Annotated in this window: 15 protein-coding genes; 5 read left to right on the top strand and 10 right to left on the bottom strand. The window is 60.0% G+C overall.

The window, feature by feature from the left end:
- Positions 1-53: 53 nt before the first annotated feature.
- Positions 54-1,139, top strand: a complete 1,086-nt coding sequence (gene sfnG, locus BFP95_RS02025; protein WP_065909128.1) for a dimethylsulfone monooxygenase SfnG — start codon at positions 54-56, stop codon at positions 1,137-1,139.
- A gap of 119 nt (positions 1,140-1,258) precedes the next feature.
- On the opposite strand, the gene BFP95_RS02030 is transcribed toward sfnG, so the two are convergent.
- Positions 1,259-2,356, bottom strand: a complete 1,098-nt coding sequence (locus tag BFP95_RS02030; RefSeq protein WP_065889726.1) for a GNAT family N-acetyltransferase/peptidase C39 family protein — start codon at positions 2,354-2,356, stop codon at positions 1,259-1,261.
- Between the two features lie 94 nt (positions 2,357-2,450).
- Between BFP95_RS02030 and BFP95_RS02035 the strand changes: the two genes are divergently transcribed.
- Together BFP95_RS02035 and BFP95_RS02040 are read left to right on the top strand one after the other, a co-directional pair.
- On the top strand, positions 2,451-4,037 hold the full coding sequence (locus BFP95_RS02035; RefSeq protein WP_049708609.1) for a RimK family protein: 1,587 nt from the start codon (positions 2,451-2,453) through the stop codon (positions 4,035-4,037).
- Between the two features lie 7 nt (positions 4,038-4,044).
- Complete coding sequence (locus BFP95_RS02040; protein WP_065909131.1) at positions 4,045-4,983, top strand: magnesium transporter CorA family protein; 939 nt, start codon at positions 4,045-4,047, stop codon at positions 4,981-4,983.
- Positions 4,984-5,220: 237 nt separating this feature from the next.
- Here BFP95_RS02040 and map read toward each other — a convergent pair whose 3' ends face one another.
- On the bottom strand, positions 5,221-5,976 hold the full coding sequence (gene map / locus BFP95_RS02045) for a type I methionyl aminopeptidase (protein ID WP_065876340.1): 756 nt from the start codon (positions 5,974-5,976) through the stop codon (positions 5,221-5,223).
- Positions 5,976-6,176, bottom strand: a complete 201-nt coding sequence (locus BFP95_RS02050) for a ParD-like family protein (RefSeq protein ID WP_049708606.1) — start codon at positions 6,174-6,176, stop codon at positions 5,976-5,978. Before BFP95_RS02050 ends, map begins: the two co-directional genes overlap by 1 nt.
- A gap of 276 nt (positions 6,177-6,452) precedes the next feature.
- Between BFP95_RS02050 and ilvA the strand changes: the two genes are divergently transcribed.
- Together ilvA and BFP95_RS02060 are read left to right on the top strand one after the other, a co-directional pair.
- The gene (ilvA, locus tag BFP95_RS02055) at positions 6,453-7,493 is read left to right on the top strand and encodes a threonine ammonia-lyase, biosynthetic (protein ID WP_083224189.1); all 1,041 of its coding nucleotides are present in this window, start codon (positions 6,453-6,455) and stop codon (positions 7,491-7,493) included.
- A gap of 225 nt (positions 7,494-7,718) precedes the next feature.
- Positions 7,719-7,988 carry a DUF1652 domain-containing protein gene (locus BFP95_RS02060; protein ID WP_065876338.1) on the top strand — a complete coding sequence of 90 codons (270 nt, stop codon included), beginning with the start codon at positions 7,719-7,721 and terminating at the stop codon, positions 7,986-7,988.
- Here the strand turns inward: BFP95_RS02060 and BFP95_RS02065 are convergent.
- The 7 genes from BFP95_RS02065 to BFP95_RS02095 all read right to left on the bottom strand — a co-directional run bounded on the left by BFP95_RS02065 (position 7,985) and on the right by BFP95_RS02095 (position 14,445).
- Positions 7,985-8,383 (bottom strand): hypothetical protein, encoded by a 399-nt coding sequence (locus BFP95_RS02065; protein WP_065876337.1) that lies wholly within the window; start codon positions 8,381-8,383, stop codon positions 7,985-7,987. The two genes, BFP95_RS02060 and BFP95_RS02065, sit on opposite strands and share 4 nt — an antisense overlap.
- 80 nt (positions 8,384-8,463) lie before the next feature.
- A complete protein-coding gene (locus BFP95_RS02070) occupies positions 8,464-8,721 on the bottom strand; it encodes a DUF2790 domain-containing protein (RefSeq protein ID WP_065909141.1) in 258 nt (85 codons plus the stop codon).
- Between the two features lie 194 nt (positions 8,722-8,915).
- Positions 8,916-9,185, bottom strand: a complete 270-nt coding sequence (locus BFP95_RS02075) for a DUF2790 domain-containing protein (protein WP_065909142.1) — start codon at positions 9,183-9,185, stop codon at positions 8,916-8,918.
- A gap of 87 nt (positions 9,186-9,272) precedes the next feature.
- The gene (locus BFP95_RS02080; protein ID WP_065889732.1) at positions 9,273-10,208 is read right to left on the bottom strand and encodes a carbohydrate kinase family protein; all 936 of its coding nucleotides are present in this window, start codon (positions 10,206-10,208) and stop codon (positions 9,273-9,275) included.
- Positions 10,209-10,220: 12 nt separating this feature from the next.
- Positions 10,221-11,702, bottom strand: a complete 1,482-nt coding sequence (gene xylB / locus BFP95_RS02085; protein WP_065909144.1) for a xylulokinase — start codon at positions 11,700-11,702, stop codon at positions 10,221-10,223.
- 139 nt (positions 11,703-11,841) lie between these two features.
- A complete protein-coding gene (locus BFP95_RS02090; RefSeq protein WP_065881533.1) occupies positions 11,842-13,323 on the bottom strand; it encodes a mannitol dehydrogenase family protein in 1,482 nt (493 codons plus the stop codon).
- Positions 13,324-13,341: 18 nt separating this feature from the next.
- Entirely contained in the window at positions 13,342-14,445 is a 1,104-nt protein-coding gene (locus tag BFP95_RS02095) for an ABC transporter ATP-binding protein (protein ID WP_065909146.1), read from the bottom strand.
- Between the last annotated feature and the right edge of the window lie 11 nt (positions 14,446-14,456).

A 14,456-nucleotide genomic window follows, 5' to 3' on the forward strand; every position in this document is an offset into this window, starting at 1 on the left:
GCACGCTTGCTGCTCAAGCCCTCGGTACATCCCTTTGTGCGAGGTACCGATTGATGAGTCAGCAAGCCGTGAAATTTGCCTATTGGGTGCCCAATGTCAGTGGTGGGTTAGTGGTCAGCAAGATCGAGCAACGTACCGATTGGGGTATCGACTACAACCGTAAACTGGCGCAACTGGCCGAAGCCGCGGGCTTCGAGTATGGCCTGACCCAGATCCGTTTCACCGCCGGCTACGGCGCCGAGAACCAGCACGAATCCGTGGCGTTCAGCCATGCGCTGCTGGCCGCGACCACCACACTCAAAGTGATCGCCGCGATCCTGCCCGGCCCCTGGCAGCCGGCGCTGGCGGCCAAGCAACTGGCGACCATCGACCAGCTCACCAACGGCCGTATCGCGGTGAATATCGTCAGCGGTTGGTTCAAGGGCGAGTTCCAGGCCATCGGCGAGCACTGGCTGGAGCACGATGAGCGCTATCGCCGCTCCGAAGAATTCATCCGCGCCCTCAAGGGCATCTGGACCCAGGACGATTTCACCTTCAAAGGCGACTTCTACCGCTTCAACAATTACACCCTCAAGCCCAAGCCCATCGGCCAGCCGGAAGTGTTCCAGGGCGGCAGTTCAAGGGCGGCGCGGGACATGGCCGCGCGGGTCTCGGACTGGTACTTCACCAATGGCAATACCCCAGAAGGCATCAAGGCCCAGGTCGATGACATCCGAGCCAAGGCGGCGGCGAATAACCATTCGGTCAAGGTCGGCGTCAACGCTTTCGTGATCGCCCGTGACACTGAGGAAGAAGCCCGCGCGGTGCTGGCGGAGATCATCAACAAGGCCGACCCGGAAGCGGTGAATGCCTTCGGTGACGCGGCCAAGCAGGCGGGCAAGGCCTCACCGGAAGGCGAGGGTAACTGGGCCAAGTCCAGCTTCGAAGACCTGGTGCAATACAACGACGGCTTTAAGACCAACCTGATCGGCACGCCACAGCAAATCGCCGAGCGCATCGTTGCGCTCAAGGCGGTCGGTGTGGACCTAGTGCTAGCGGGCTTCCTGCACTTCCAGGAGGAGGTCGAGTACTTCGGCAAACGCGTCTTGCCGTTGGTGCGCGAGCTGGAGGCCAAGGCCCAAATCAAACAGGTCGCTTAAGGACAAGCCCCGTAGCAGCTGCCGAGCGTAAGCGAGGCTGCGTCAAGTGCGCCGCGATGTATCAGGGAAAACGCGATGCAAGTTTTGGGGCCGCTGCGCAGCCCAACGCAGCCTCGCTGCTACGGGTTGGAGAATAGGATGACGGCTGCGCGCAATTTGTTATTGCCGAACCGGCACATGCGCTCGAACTCCCCATGGCTGACCGGCAAGTGCTGGCAGTCGAGGGGCTGGCGGTGCTGGCTGTGGTCGACGTCCGGATCGTGCAGGTAGACGAAGTCCTCGTCGCAATCGGTGACCATCACCCAGTGCGGTGACTTGGAGCGGGTGAGGCGGTAGCTGCTGATCAGCACCAAGGGCTGGCCGCCGTCGCGCAGCACTTGGGGCAAGTCCAGTGCGCCGGCGAACACTTGCTCGACGGCACTGCTGGCCAATTCTTCTTCGAAGGCTTCATGCACCAGGCGCATGACATCCTTTTTATGCGCATCGCGCACGCCATCCAGAAACAGCGGCCCGCGCACATTGACCTGCATGCGCACGGCAAACCCGCGACGCCAGGCCGCCAGTGCCAACCCTTGTGGGCTGCAGCCGCCATGGCCGGCAGTCATGAACACGGTGGTTGCTTCGCGCCAGATCTGCAGCTCTTCGCGCCGCTGCGCCGTGCGCGCCGGCATCAGTGCGCCCATGGCCATCAGCAGGCAGGCGGCGCCACAGGTGAAGTCGGTGGTCTGCTGGTAATACGGCACGCTTTGCGGGCGCGCATCCTGGTGCTGGACGATGCGTTTCTCCAGGCGCAGGGCGGCGGTGTGGTCTTCGTAATAGTCGTTAATCACGGCGAAGCGTCGGTAGCCGGCGCCTTCGTACAGCGCAAGGGCGCCGGGGTTGTCGGTGCGCACTTCCAGGCGCAGGTAGGCACAGTCGTGTTCCACGGCAATTGTCTCGATGCGCTTGAGCAACTGTTTGCCCAGCCCCAAACCGCGCGCAGGTTCGGCGATGGCGATGGAGTACAGGCGCGCCAACGAGGTGCCACGGTGGAACAGCACCAGCGCATAGCCGAGTAACTGTCCATCCGCCTCGGCCACCAGCAACTGCGCATGGGCGCGGCTGACCATCCAGTGGAAACTGCGCGATGACAGCCGGTCAGTGGTGAAACAGTGCTGTTCCAATGCCACCAATTCAGGCACATCGCAGGGGGTTGCAACGCGAAAGGAAAGAGCCATATGACCGCCGTAAAAGTTGCGTAACGAAACGGGACTTCTCTAAAAGATCGTGCTTAATAGAAAAGGTCGAGTTCTCTAAAGCGGATCAAATATTATGTCGGCGGTACAAGGTCATTGGCGTGAAGTATCCGAGCAAACCGTCGCGGCGACAATAACCAATAAGGGTTATTTTTCCGCACCCCTCAAAGGAGCAAGCCAAGTAGTGATCATTGTCGAGCGCAAGGAAGATTGGGCCTCCTACTTCCCCAGCGAAGACATCGTCACTGCTCAAGAGTACCTGGAGCAAACCCGGGAAAACGAGACCGGCAAGCGCGTGCAGGTGATTAACCTGTGCCGCAGCTACAAGTACCTAGGGCACGGCTACTACTGCTCGCTGCTCGCCGAGGCGCGTGGGCACAAGGTGATCCCATCGGTGCGCACGATCAGCGAACTGACGAAAAAGTCGCTGTATGGTCTGGCCCTGGACGACTTGGATAAAACCCTTGATAAAGCCTTGAATCATCATCTTTACAGCAATACCGAAGGCTTTACCCTGACACTTTACTTTGGCCGGACCAATATAGAACCGTTGCAGGATCTGGCCCGACAATTGTTTGAAGCGTTCCCGTGCCCCATCCTGTTAGTTGATTTCAAAAAGAATAACGGCTGGCACATAGAAGGGGTCAAGTCCGGCGTGTTGCATAAGTTGCGCGATGACCAGGAAGATCAATTCGCCCACGCCCTGGACAACTTCAGTCGCAAGATCTGGCGCCAGCCGCGTTCACGCCGCCTGGCCCGTTATGACTTGGCGATCCTGCACGATCCCCAGGAACAACTGCCGCCCTCGAACGCCAAGGCGCTGGATAATTTTATCCGCGTGGGCAAGGGCCTGGGCATCGATGTGGAGCTGATCGAACGCAAGGACTATTCGCGCCTGGCCGAATATGACGCCTTGCTGATTCGCGAGACCACCAGCGTCGACAACCACACCTATCGCTTCGCCAAGAAAGCCGAAAGCGAAGGCCTGGTGGTGATGGACGACCCGGCGTCGATCCTGCGTTGTACCAACAAGGTTTACCTCACCGACCTGCTCAACAGTCATCAACTGGGCATGCCCGCCACCGAAATCCTCTACAAGGAACGACCGGAAGATTTCGAACGGGTCGGCGAGCGCCTGGGGTTCCCGCTGGTGCTGAAGATCCCCGACGGTTGCTTCTCCCGTGGGGTGATCAAGGTCGAAAGCCAGGAAGCCTTGCTCAAGGCCACCGCCGAGTTGTTTGAGCATTCGGTACTGTTGCTGGCCCAGGAGTTCTTCTACACCGAGTACGACTGGCGCATCGGCGTACTCAACCGCAAGCCGATCTTTGCCTGCCAGTACTTCATGTCCAAGGGCCATTGGCAGATCTATAACCACAAGGCCATCGGTCAGGATATCAACGGCGAATGCCGCACCCTGGCGGTCCACGAAGCGCCCAAGGCGGTGGTGGAACTGGCTGTGAAGACCGCCAACCTGATCGGTGACGGGCTCTACGGCGTCGACCTCAAGCAGTCCGGCGACAAGGTGGTGGTGATCGAGGTCAACGACAACCCCAACATGGATGCGGGAATCGAGGACGCCTATTTGCAGGACGACCTGTACGGCTTGGTGCTGGAGGAGTTCGTGCGGCGCCTGGAGTTGAAACGCCAGGGCCAGGTCTGGTGACCCGGCGATGATCCAGCGTTTTGAGCTGACCGATGGCAAGCTGCAGAGTGGGGAACATGACGACGCCCCGATCATGTTGTTCAACAACCCTGACCTGGCCGAGCGTGAGTGGCTGCGCGACCACCATAAGCTGGACGAACACGCCCTGGCCTCGGCGCTGGACCCTGACGAAGTCTCGCGGATTGAGTTTCACCCGGACAATCTCTTCCTGATCTGGAAACGCCCGGAAAACTACTCGGGTGGCGGCAACCTGGTGTTTGAAGTGTCGTCCTGCGGCCTGCTGTTTTCACCCAGCCGCCTGTTGGTGATCGCCACCGATGAAACCCCACTGACCGGCCTCGGCAAGCGCCGCCCGCTGCACACCCCGCTGGATGTGTTGCTCGACCTGCTGCTCAACAACATCCACCACTACCTCGGCCACCTCAAGGTGATCAAGCTGGTCGCACGTGAGTTGCAGCAGCAGTTCAACGCGTCGATGAGCAACCATCACCTGATGCAGATGTTCAGCCTCAGCGAAAGCCTGATCTATTACATCAACGCGCTGCACAGCAACGGCGCGGTGCTGTCGAGACTGCGCAACCACGCGGAGAAAGAGCATTTCGGTGCCGAGATTCTCGGGCTGATCGACGACCTGATCATCGAAAACCACCAGTGCTACAAACAGGCCGAGATCTATTCCAACGTGTTTTCCGGGCTGATCGACGCGCGCGGCAACTTGATGAATAACAGCATGAACAACCTGTTGCGCAAGCTCACACTGATCAACGTGGTGTTTTTGCCGCTCAACCTGATTGCGAGCATTGGCGGCATGTCGGAGTTCAGCATGATGACGGCAGGCACGCCGTGGTGGGTGTCGTATCCGCTGTTCCTGCTGGCGATGGGGCTAGGGGCTGTGCTGATGGTGTTGGGGCTCAAGCGCATAGCCGGCGGCGCGAATGTCGTGTGAACACCGATCCCCTGTGGGAGCTGGCTTGCCTGCGATGACCATAGGCATCTACATAACTTGAGCGCGCCCTCTACGTAGCAGCTGTCGAGCCCCGGCGAGGCTGCGTCAGCGGTGTGTCAGACAGGCCGCAAACGCAGCCTCGCCGGGGCTCGACAGCTGCTACGCACTATTACATTTGAAATGTGTAGATACCTATGGTCATCGCAGGCAAGCCAGCTCCCACAGGTTTCGAGTTGCTCAGGCGTCAGGTTGCAGGGTCAGGACTTCGAAGCCATCCGCTGTCACCGCCACGGTATGTTCCCACTGCGCCGACAGGCTGTTGTCCTTGGTCACCACGGTCCAGCCATCCTTCAGGCTGCGCACTTTGCTGCTGCCCTGGTTGAGCATCGGCTCAATGGTAAACACCATGCCTTCGCGCAGTTCCAACCCGGTGCCGGGGCGGCCGAAGTGCAGGATCTGCGGTTCTTCATGCATCTGCCGGCCAATGCCATGGCCGCAGTACTCGCGGACCACGCTGTAGCCGTTGGCTTGCGCGTGGCTCTGGATGGCGTGGCCGATATCGCCCAGGCGGGCGCCGGGCTTGACCTGGCGGATGCCGGCCCACATGGCCTCGAAGGTCATTTCCACCAGGCGCCGGGCTTTGGGGGCGACGGTGCCGATCATGTACATCTTGCTGGAGTCGGCGATAAAACCGCCTTTTTCCAGGGTGATGTCGATGTTGATGATGTCGCCGTCCTTGAGAATCTCCTTGGCGCTGGGCATGCCGTGGCACACCACCTCGTTGATCGAAGTGTTGATGGAGAAGGGGTAGTCATACTGGCCAAGGCTGGCAGGGCGGGCCTTGAGCTCATTACGAATGAAGGCTTCGACGGCGCTGTCCAGCTCCAGGGTAGAGCGGCCGGCGGCGACAAAACCGTCGAGCATGCTGAAGACCTGGGCCAGCAGACGTCCGGCTTCACGCATCACGGCCAGTTGCGGGGCAGTCTTGATCATCAAGTGCGCCCCCGTATCAGGTCGGGCTTGTCGAGCAACAGTTTGTTGATCAACGCGTTGTAGGGCAGGTCAGGGTTGAGTTCGGCAAGCAGGCCGATCTTGATCCAGAACTCGGCCTGGGCGTTGATGGAGCGGTCCATCGCGGCGCTGGCCAGGCGCAGTTGTTCGTGCAGTTGGTCGGTGATCTTGACGATGCCCATGATGTTCACTGTGCGGTATGAATATACAAATCGTATACGTTTCGTATATTCATCGTAAAGCCCCATGCGTTAAATGGCTCTTCGCCATTGACGAAGTCACGGGCTGCCGGTTAGTTTCGTCACATGACCTTTCAAGCCTTGTGCAGCCAGCAGAACATTATTATTACCGCCATTCCTCATTTGGCGGGATAGCGCACGGCTGTACCCAAACCCGCCCTAGAGGCGGGTTTTGTTTTTCCGTCTCCCGGGCCCTTTACAAGAAGCCAGGAGATACCTATGAGCACCTGTACCGCGCCTCACACCGCCGACCCGGGCCTGCTTGAACATTATGTGAAGAAGATTCTCGCCGCCCCGGTGTATGACCTGGCGGTGCGTACGCCCTTGCAGGCCGCTCCGGCGTTGTCAGCGTTGTTGGGTAACCAGGTGCTACTCAAGCGCGAAGACCTGCAACCGACCTTTTCCTTCAAGATCCGTGGCGCCTACAACAAGTTGGTGCAGCTCACGCCTGAGCAAAAGGCGCGTGGCGTGGTCACGGCCTCGGCGGGCAATCATGCCCAGGGCGTAGCGCTGGCAGCAAAGGCGTTGGGGATCCAGGCGCGGATCGTCATGCCCAGCACCACGCCGGAGTTGAAAGTAGTGGGCGTACGCTCACGGGGCGCCGAAGCGGTGCTGCACGGGGCGAGCTTCCCCTTTGCCCTGGCCCATGCGCTGCAGTTGGCCGAGTCATCCGGGTGCACCTTCGTTTCGCCCTTCGATGACCCGGAAGTGATCGCCGGCCAGGGCACCGTGGCCATGGAAATCCTGCGCCAGCAGCAAGGCCCGCTGGACGCGATCTTCGTGCCGGTTGGGGGCGGTGGCTTGATCGCCGGAGTGGCGGCCTACGTCAAATACCTGCGCCCCGAAGTGCGCATCATCGGTGTCGAGCCCGAGGGCTCCAGTTGCTTGTTGGCGGCGCTGCGGGCCGGTGAGCGGGTGGTGCTCTCCAGCGTTGAGGGGTTTGCCGACGGCACGGCGGTGGCGCAGGTGGGCGCCTATGGGTTTGAAATCTGTCGGGACTGGGTGGATGAGGTCATCACCGTGAGTAATGACGAACTCTGCAGCGCAATCAAGCTGATCTACGACGATACGCGCTCTATCACCGAACCTTCAGGCGCTTTGGCGGTAGCGGGGATTTGCAAGCATGTTGGTGAGCATGGCGTGCGCGGGCAGACGCTGGTGGCGATTAATTCCGGGGCCAATATCAACTTTGATAGTTTGCGATATGTTGCTGAAAGAGTGGTTGCGCAGCACGCTGACTTCCGCGAGGTAAAGGGTTAAACGTTTAATCAAGGCCATTCGACGCTTATCTAACTAAGTCTATAAGTTCAAGTTTTAATTATATGAAATGGAAGCCTGCTTATGAGGAATGGTTACAACGAGGTCGGATTTTGCCGAGTACGCTTGGGTGTCATAAGCGTCTTCCAAGGTCGGTAAGACGCGGCGGGCAAGCGCTCGCTGAATTCACAACAACTGTTGGCAGTCTCAAGAAAGGAGAGGTTGACCATGCTTTCGGAATTAGAACTTCGCAGCATTATTGAAGGAAGTTTCCTGCCCAAGCGGTGCGAATGCACCAAAGCCGAAGATGCTTCGCTGACGATCAAAGTCTATGACGACCGCGACCGTGATCGGGTGGATTTGGAAGTCAAAGGCATAAACGCAGACAAACTCGACAGCAGTCGAGCCATCTGCAACCTGATCACCGGTTTGCGTGAAAACCTCAAGCACACCCAGGCACCCGTCCTGCAAAAAGTAGCAGGGCGCAGCTACAACTAACAGGACGCCTGAGGTTGGACGACCGAAGACCTGTGGGCCTGGATAAACGCCAGGCCCAATACGGTTTCCGTTGCCACCGCCAGTAGAATGCCGGGTCCGGCATTGCCGTTTATCCATTCACTGAACCCCAACGCCGCCAACACCAGGCATCCGGTGATAAAGCCGGTGGTCATGGCGCGTCGCGTATCGGAGGGCGGTGCATGGCGAGCGCGATAAAATATCACGCCGATGGCCAGGAACAGTGCTGCGTTACGCCGGGCAACCAGGCCCGTGGTGCTGGTGTATTCCACGCTCCACAGCCACAACATCCATTCGGGGCGCAGGCCCCATATTAAGGCCAGGGCGAAGCAGAGCACGGCGGTAAAGAGGGCGAGCGTGTGAAAGCGAAGTTGCATGGCGAATCCTTTCAGCCGTTTGACGAGCGCGCAAGGATATCGCGTGTTGACGCACTACGCCGCCCTTATCTGCAGCCTGTTCAGTTTTGGAACAGGCAAGCCTCGGACATTTTTTTGTAGCTCACATAGTGCAGTTCACCGGCCTTGTCCAAGAACTTGATCTGGGCGTCGATGACCTTGCAGTCATTGGTCTGGGGCTCGGTCATGGCAATCACTTTCTGAATGTCCATGGGCATGCCGTAGTGATACGGCACGGGTTTTGTTTCAGCCTGTGCCATTGCCGATACGGTGGTGAGCGCCAAGGTGCAGCCGAGCAGGAATACGCTGTGCATGTTCATGAGGATTCTCCGTCAGTGGTCCGGTTCATCAACGCGATGAAGCGGTGACCGCCCCTTCAGCCAATAGCCTTGGAAATGCGGTTGGGCTCACTGTTATCTCTCCACCTTAATCATTGATTAAATTAGGGTTTTTGAGAAAAGTCCTACATGTTCATGCGGTGAAATCCGACGGTATAGCCCGATCTTTTAACGGCTCAGTTCTGGAAATCACAGGCTTCGGACATTTTTCGATAGCTCACGTCTTCCACCTTGCCCGCCTTATCCAAAAACTTGATATCGGCCTTGATGACTTTGCATTCGTCGGTCGGCGTTTCGTTCATCGCCAGCACCTTGTCGATATTCATCGGCATGCCGTACTGGTAAGGCACGGGTTTGGCAGTGGCGGGTTGGTCGTCGGCCTGGGCCAGGCCTGAGGCTGCGGCCAGCGCCAAGGCGCTGCCGAGCAGTAAAGTGCGCAATTTCATGGTGGTTCTCCGCAAGTGGGTACGACTTGACTGTCGACTTGCGGGATTAACCATCGATTAATGTTTACGTGGCTGACAAAACCTTCATCAGAGCTGCTCGCGATACGGCAGGTCGGGCCCGGTCTTGCCGCAGGTCAGCGCAGCGGCGCGGATGGCGAACCCCAGCATGGCATCAATCTGCGCGCGCGTGAGCTGTTGCAGGCCTTGCACCGAATCCAGCTGCTGTTCGGTCAGCCAGGCAATCAAGGCGGCCTGGAAGGTATCGCCGGCACCCACCGTGTCGGCCATCACCACCTTGACCGCAGGTGCAGACCAAGTGCCATGCTGACGGCTGAATACGCTGGCGCCATCGCCACCGCGCGTCAGGAACACCAGCTGACAACGGTGTTGCAGCCAGCCCCGCAGCACGCTTTCAGGCGACTGGTCGGGGTAGAGCAGGTGCAGGTCTTCATCGCTGACCTTGATCAGGTCGGCATGCTTGACCAGCTCGGCCACGCGATCGCGCCACAGTTGGATGTCCGGTTGCGGGTTGAGCCGCACGTTGGGGTCGAGGCTGATCAGGCGCTTGCCGCTTTCGCGTTTGACCAACGCCAGCAGGGTGTCGCCAATCGGCTGCACCACCAGCGAGAAGGAGCCGATATGCAGGCCGCGAATGTCATCGCCCAACTCCGGCAGGTGCGCGATTTCCAACAACCGGTCGGCACAGCCTTCGCCACGGAAGTTGTACTGCGGTGAGCCATTGGCGCCCACGGCGACCATCGACAAGGTGGTCGGCGCGGCAAATTCCACCAGGAACTGTTCACTCACGCCTTCATCCTTGAGCACCTGCAACAAGCGGCGGCCGAGGAAGTCGCTGGATAAACCGCCAAACAGCCCGGCGTCGATACCCAGGCGACGCAACCCGACCGCGACGTTGAACGGCGAACCGCCGGCAATCGCCTTGTAATTGACCTTGGAAGCCTGCCCGCTGGGATCTTCTTCGCTGAAGAAATCAAACAGCGCTTCGCCACACACCAGATACATAGTCGTTCGCTCTTAAAGGGTTGCCACAAGCTGCTGATAGCGCTCGTAAGCCTGTTGATAGGCGCTGACATTGGCCGCCACCGGTAGGGTCCGGCTGGCCGGGTCGACGCTCACGCATTTGTCGCACAGGCTGGCCAGGGGTTCGCCGGATTGGCTCCACGCCGCCTGAATCGCCGCGCCCAGGGCGGCGGCTTCGCTTTGTTCAGTGCAGATGACTTCGGTGTTCATGATATCGGCGACCATCTGCCGCCACACAGGGCTTTTCGAACCGCCGCCGATCAGGCGGATGCTGTGGCTTTGCAGGCCGGTCTGGCGCAGCAGGTCGAGGCCGTAGCGCAGGCCGAACGTGGTGCCCTCGACCACCGCGCGACACAGGTTAGCGCGGGTCAGGTTGGTCATGGTCAGGCCATGCAGGCTCCCAGTAGCGTGGGGCAGGGCGGGCACGCGTTCGCCGTTGAGGAAGGGCAGCATGCTCACGCCCTCGGCCCCAATAGGCGCGTGTTCGACCAACGCATTGAACGCGGCCAGGTCGAGGTCGAACAGTTCGCGGATCACCCCGGTGGCGTTGGTCAGGTTCATGGTGCAGATCAGTGGCAACCAACCGCCGCTGGACGAGCAGAACGTGGCGACCGACGCCTGCGGGCTCACGTTAGGCTGGTCGGCGAACGCATACACGGTGCCCGACGAACCCAGGCTCATGGTGATCACGCCTGGGGCAATGTTGCCGGTGCCGATGGCGCCCATCATATTATCGCCGCCGCCACTGGAGACGATGGCGTTGGGGTTGATGCCCAGGCGTTCGGCAATCGCCGGAAGCACGCTCCCCACGCTTTGATCCGCTTCAATCAGTTGCGGCAAGGCATGTTCCAGGCGACCGCTCGGGTCGATGTGCTTGAGCAGTGCCACATCCCATTCACGGCTGCGCACGTTGAAATAGCCCGTGCCTGACGCATCGCCGTATTCCGCGACCGCACGGCCGGTGAGCCAGTAATTGAGGTAATCGTGGGGCAGCAGGATGTGCGCGATGCGCGCGAAGATGTCCGGATGCTGCTCGCGGGTCCAGAGCAATTTGGACACGGTGTAGCCCGGCGCAATCGCCACGCCGAGGCGTTCCAGCGAACCGCTTTCACCACCAAGGTGTTGCAGCAGGCGGTCGTTCTCCGGTGCGGTTTCGGTGTCGCACCATAACTTGGCCGGGCGCAGCACCTCACCGTTCTCGTCCAGCAGCACCAGGCCATGTTGCTGGCCGGAAACACCGATGCCGAGGATGTCCTGGCCATCCACGCCGGCCTGTTGCAAAGCGCGGTGGGTAGCTTCGGTGAAAGCGTCCAGCCATTCCTGGGTGTGCTGCTCGCGACGGCCATTGGCGCCGCTGATCAACGTGTGCGCCGCCGCGCCGAGGCCCAGCACCTTACCGCTGGAGGCGTCGAGGACGATGGCTTTGGTGCCCTGGGTGCCGCAGTCGATGCCGAGAAACAGGTTTTGCTGGGTCATGAGGATTTGCTCAGCAGTATTATTGTTGGAGTGCTAATCCGATCAACTGTGGGAGCTGGCTTGCCTGCGATAGCGGTGGTCCAGTCAGCCATGAGGTGACTGATAGATCGCTATCGCAGGCAAGCCAGCTCCCACCTGTTTAATTCGGTTTCTTCAGTAGGTGCTGCAGTGTTGCGGTGACGCCGTTGTCACGCAAGCTGACAAAGCACCGCTCGAAAGCTGCCACAAACGCAGGCGAGTTGGGAATAGCCGTACCAAAAATCTCTTCCACCCCCAACAGGCGTTTGCTGATCAGCGCGTCATCACTCACCAGCTCCTGGCAAAACTCGGCCCGCGGGTCCGGGATCTTGTAGCTCACCCCGTTCTCATCCACACCTTTCAGATACAGTGCCCAGGCCGCCACCACCAACGCCGCACGCTCGGTCTCGCGCCCATCCGCAATCAATCGGTTAATGGTCGGCACGGTGAACTTGGGAAACTTCGACGAGCCGTCCGAGCACACGCGCTCCAACTGATCGGCAATCGCCTGATTGGAAAAGCGATCCACCAAGGTCTGCTTGTAGTCCGTCAGATCAATACCCGGTACCGGCGCCAGGTTCGGCGTGACATCAAGGTCCATATAGGCACGCATGTAGGCGACAAACACCGGATCGTTCATGGTCTCGTGCACAAACCGATAGCCCTTGAGAAAACCCAGGTAGGTCAGTGCCAAATGACTGCCATTGAGCAGGCCGATCTTCATTTCTTCATACGGCGTGACGTCATCGGTGAACTGCACGCCGACCTTTTCCCAGGCCGGGCGCCCGTTGACGAATTTGTCCTCCAGCACCCACTGCACGAAGGGTTCGCACACCACCGGCCAGGCATCGTCGATGCCGTGTTCGTCGTGCAGTTGCAGGCGGTGGGCGGTGCTGGTCATGGGCGTAATGCGGTCGACCATGGCATTCGGGAAACTCACATTGGCCTTGATCCAGTCGTGCAACTCGGCATTGTGCAGGGCGGCGAAGGCCAGCAGCGCTTTGCGCGTGACAGCGCCATTGTGCGGCAGGTTATCGCAGGACATCACGGTAAACGCCGGGGTGCCGGCGGCGCGACGTTTGGTCAGGGCGGCGCAGATAAAGCCAAATACGGTTTTCGGTGACGTGGGGTGCGCCAGGTCGTGCTGGATCTGCGGCAAGTGGGCCATGAACTCGCCATTGCTGTCGTCGATGCAGTAGCCGCCTTCGGTGATGGTCAGCGAGACGATGCGAATCTGCGGGCTGGCCAGTTTGTCGATCAGCGCCTGGGCGCCGTCTTCTGCCAGCAGCATCTCGCTGATCGAGCCGATGACACGCACTTCGGTGTCGTCGGTATCGCCCAGTTCGTACAGGGTGAACAGGTAGTCCTGGCCAGCCAGGTCGTCACGGGCTTTGCGGTCCTCACTGCGCAGGCCGACGCCGCAGATGCTCCAGTCCAGGCCTTCGCCCGTGTTCATCAACGCATCGGTGTAATACGCCTGATGTGCGCGGTGGAAACCGCCGACGCCGATGTGCGCAATGCCTTGGCGGGTGTCGGCGATGGCGTAGGCGGGCAGCTTCACTTCCGGCGCCAGTTGGGTGAGGTTCTGTTTATTCAGCTTCATGACGGAATACTCGCGAAATCAGGCGGCAGCGCGCAGTGGGCGGGCCACGGCAACACCGTCGGTGTCGAACAGATGGCAGTGCGCCGGGTCCAGGTGCAGGTGCAGCGTCTCGCCGTACTGGCTGGCCATATCGCCACGAATCCGCAGGGTCAGCGGCTCGCCGTTGGCGGTGATAACGTGACAGAAGGTGTCGCTCCCCAGGCGTTCGCCGACATCGGCGGTGACGGTCAAGGTGGTTTGGCCCGGCGCGGCGATTTCCAGGTGCTCAGGACGGATGCCCAGGGTCACCGCACTGCCGACGCTCAAGCTGGGACCGCTCAACGGCAGGCTGATGGTTGTGCCGGCGTCCAGCTGCACGTCGCAGCCCTGGCCCTCGACGCGGGTGACCTTGCCCTTGAGGAAGCCCATTTTCGGCGTGCCGAGGAAGCCCGCCACAAACAGGTTGGCCGGCTGGTGGTACAGCTCCAGTGGCGAACCGACTTGCTCGATACGGCCGCTGTTCAACACCACGACCTTGTCGGCCAGGGTCATGGCTTCGACCTGGTCGTGGGTCACGTAGATCATGGTCGCCTGCAACTCTTTATGCAGGCGCGCCAGCTCCAGGCGCATCTGCACGCGCAGGGCGGCGTCGAGGTTGGACAGCGGCTCATCGAACAGGAAGATCTTCGGGTTACGCACAATCGCGCGGCCGATCGCCACACGCTGGCGCTGCCCACCGGACAGCTGCTTGGGCTTACGCTCCAGCAACGGGCCCAGCTCGAGGATGCGCGCCGCTTCGCTGATCTTGCTGTCCACCAGCTTCTTGTCGACACCGGCCAGGTCGAGCGCAAACGACATGTTCTTGCGCACGCTCATGTGCGGGTACAGCGCGTAGGTCTGGAACACCATCGCCAGGTCACGCTTGGCCGGGGTCACTTCGGTGATGTCGCGACCATCCAGCTCGATGGTGCCTTCGCTGACTTCTTCAAGGCCGGCGATCAGGCGCAGCAGCGTGGATTTACCGCAGCCCGAGGGGCCGACGAACACTACGAATTCCTTGTCGTTCACTTCCAGGTCGATGCCCTTGATGATGGAAAAGCCTTCGAAGCCTTTTTGCAGATTCTTGATTTTCAGGTTGGCCATGGGATGGGCCT

Origin of the sequence: Pseudomonas sp. 58 R 12 (assembly GCF_900005865.1) — a bacterium.
Lineage (GTDB): Bacteria > Pseudomonadota > Gammaproteobacteria > Pseudomonadales > Pseudomonadaceae > Aquipseudomonas > Aquipseudomonas tritici.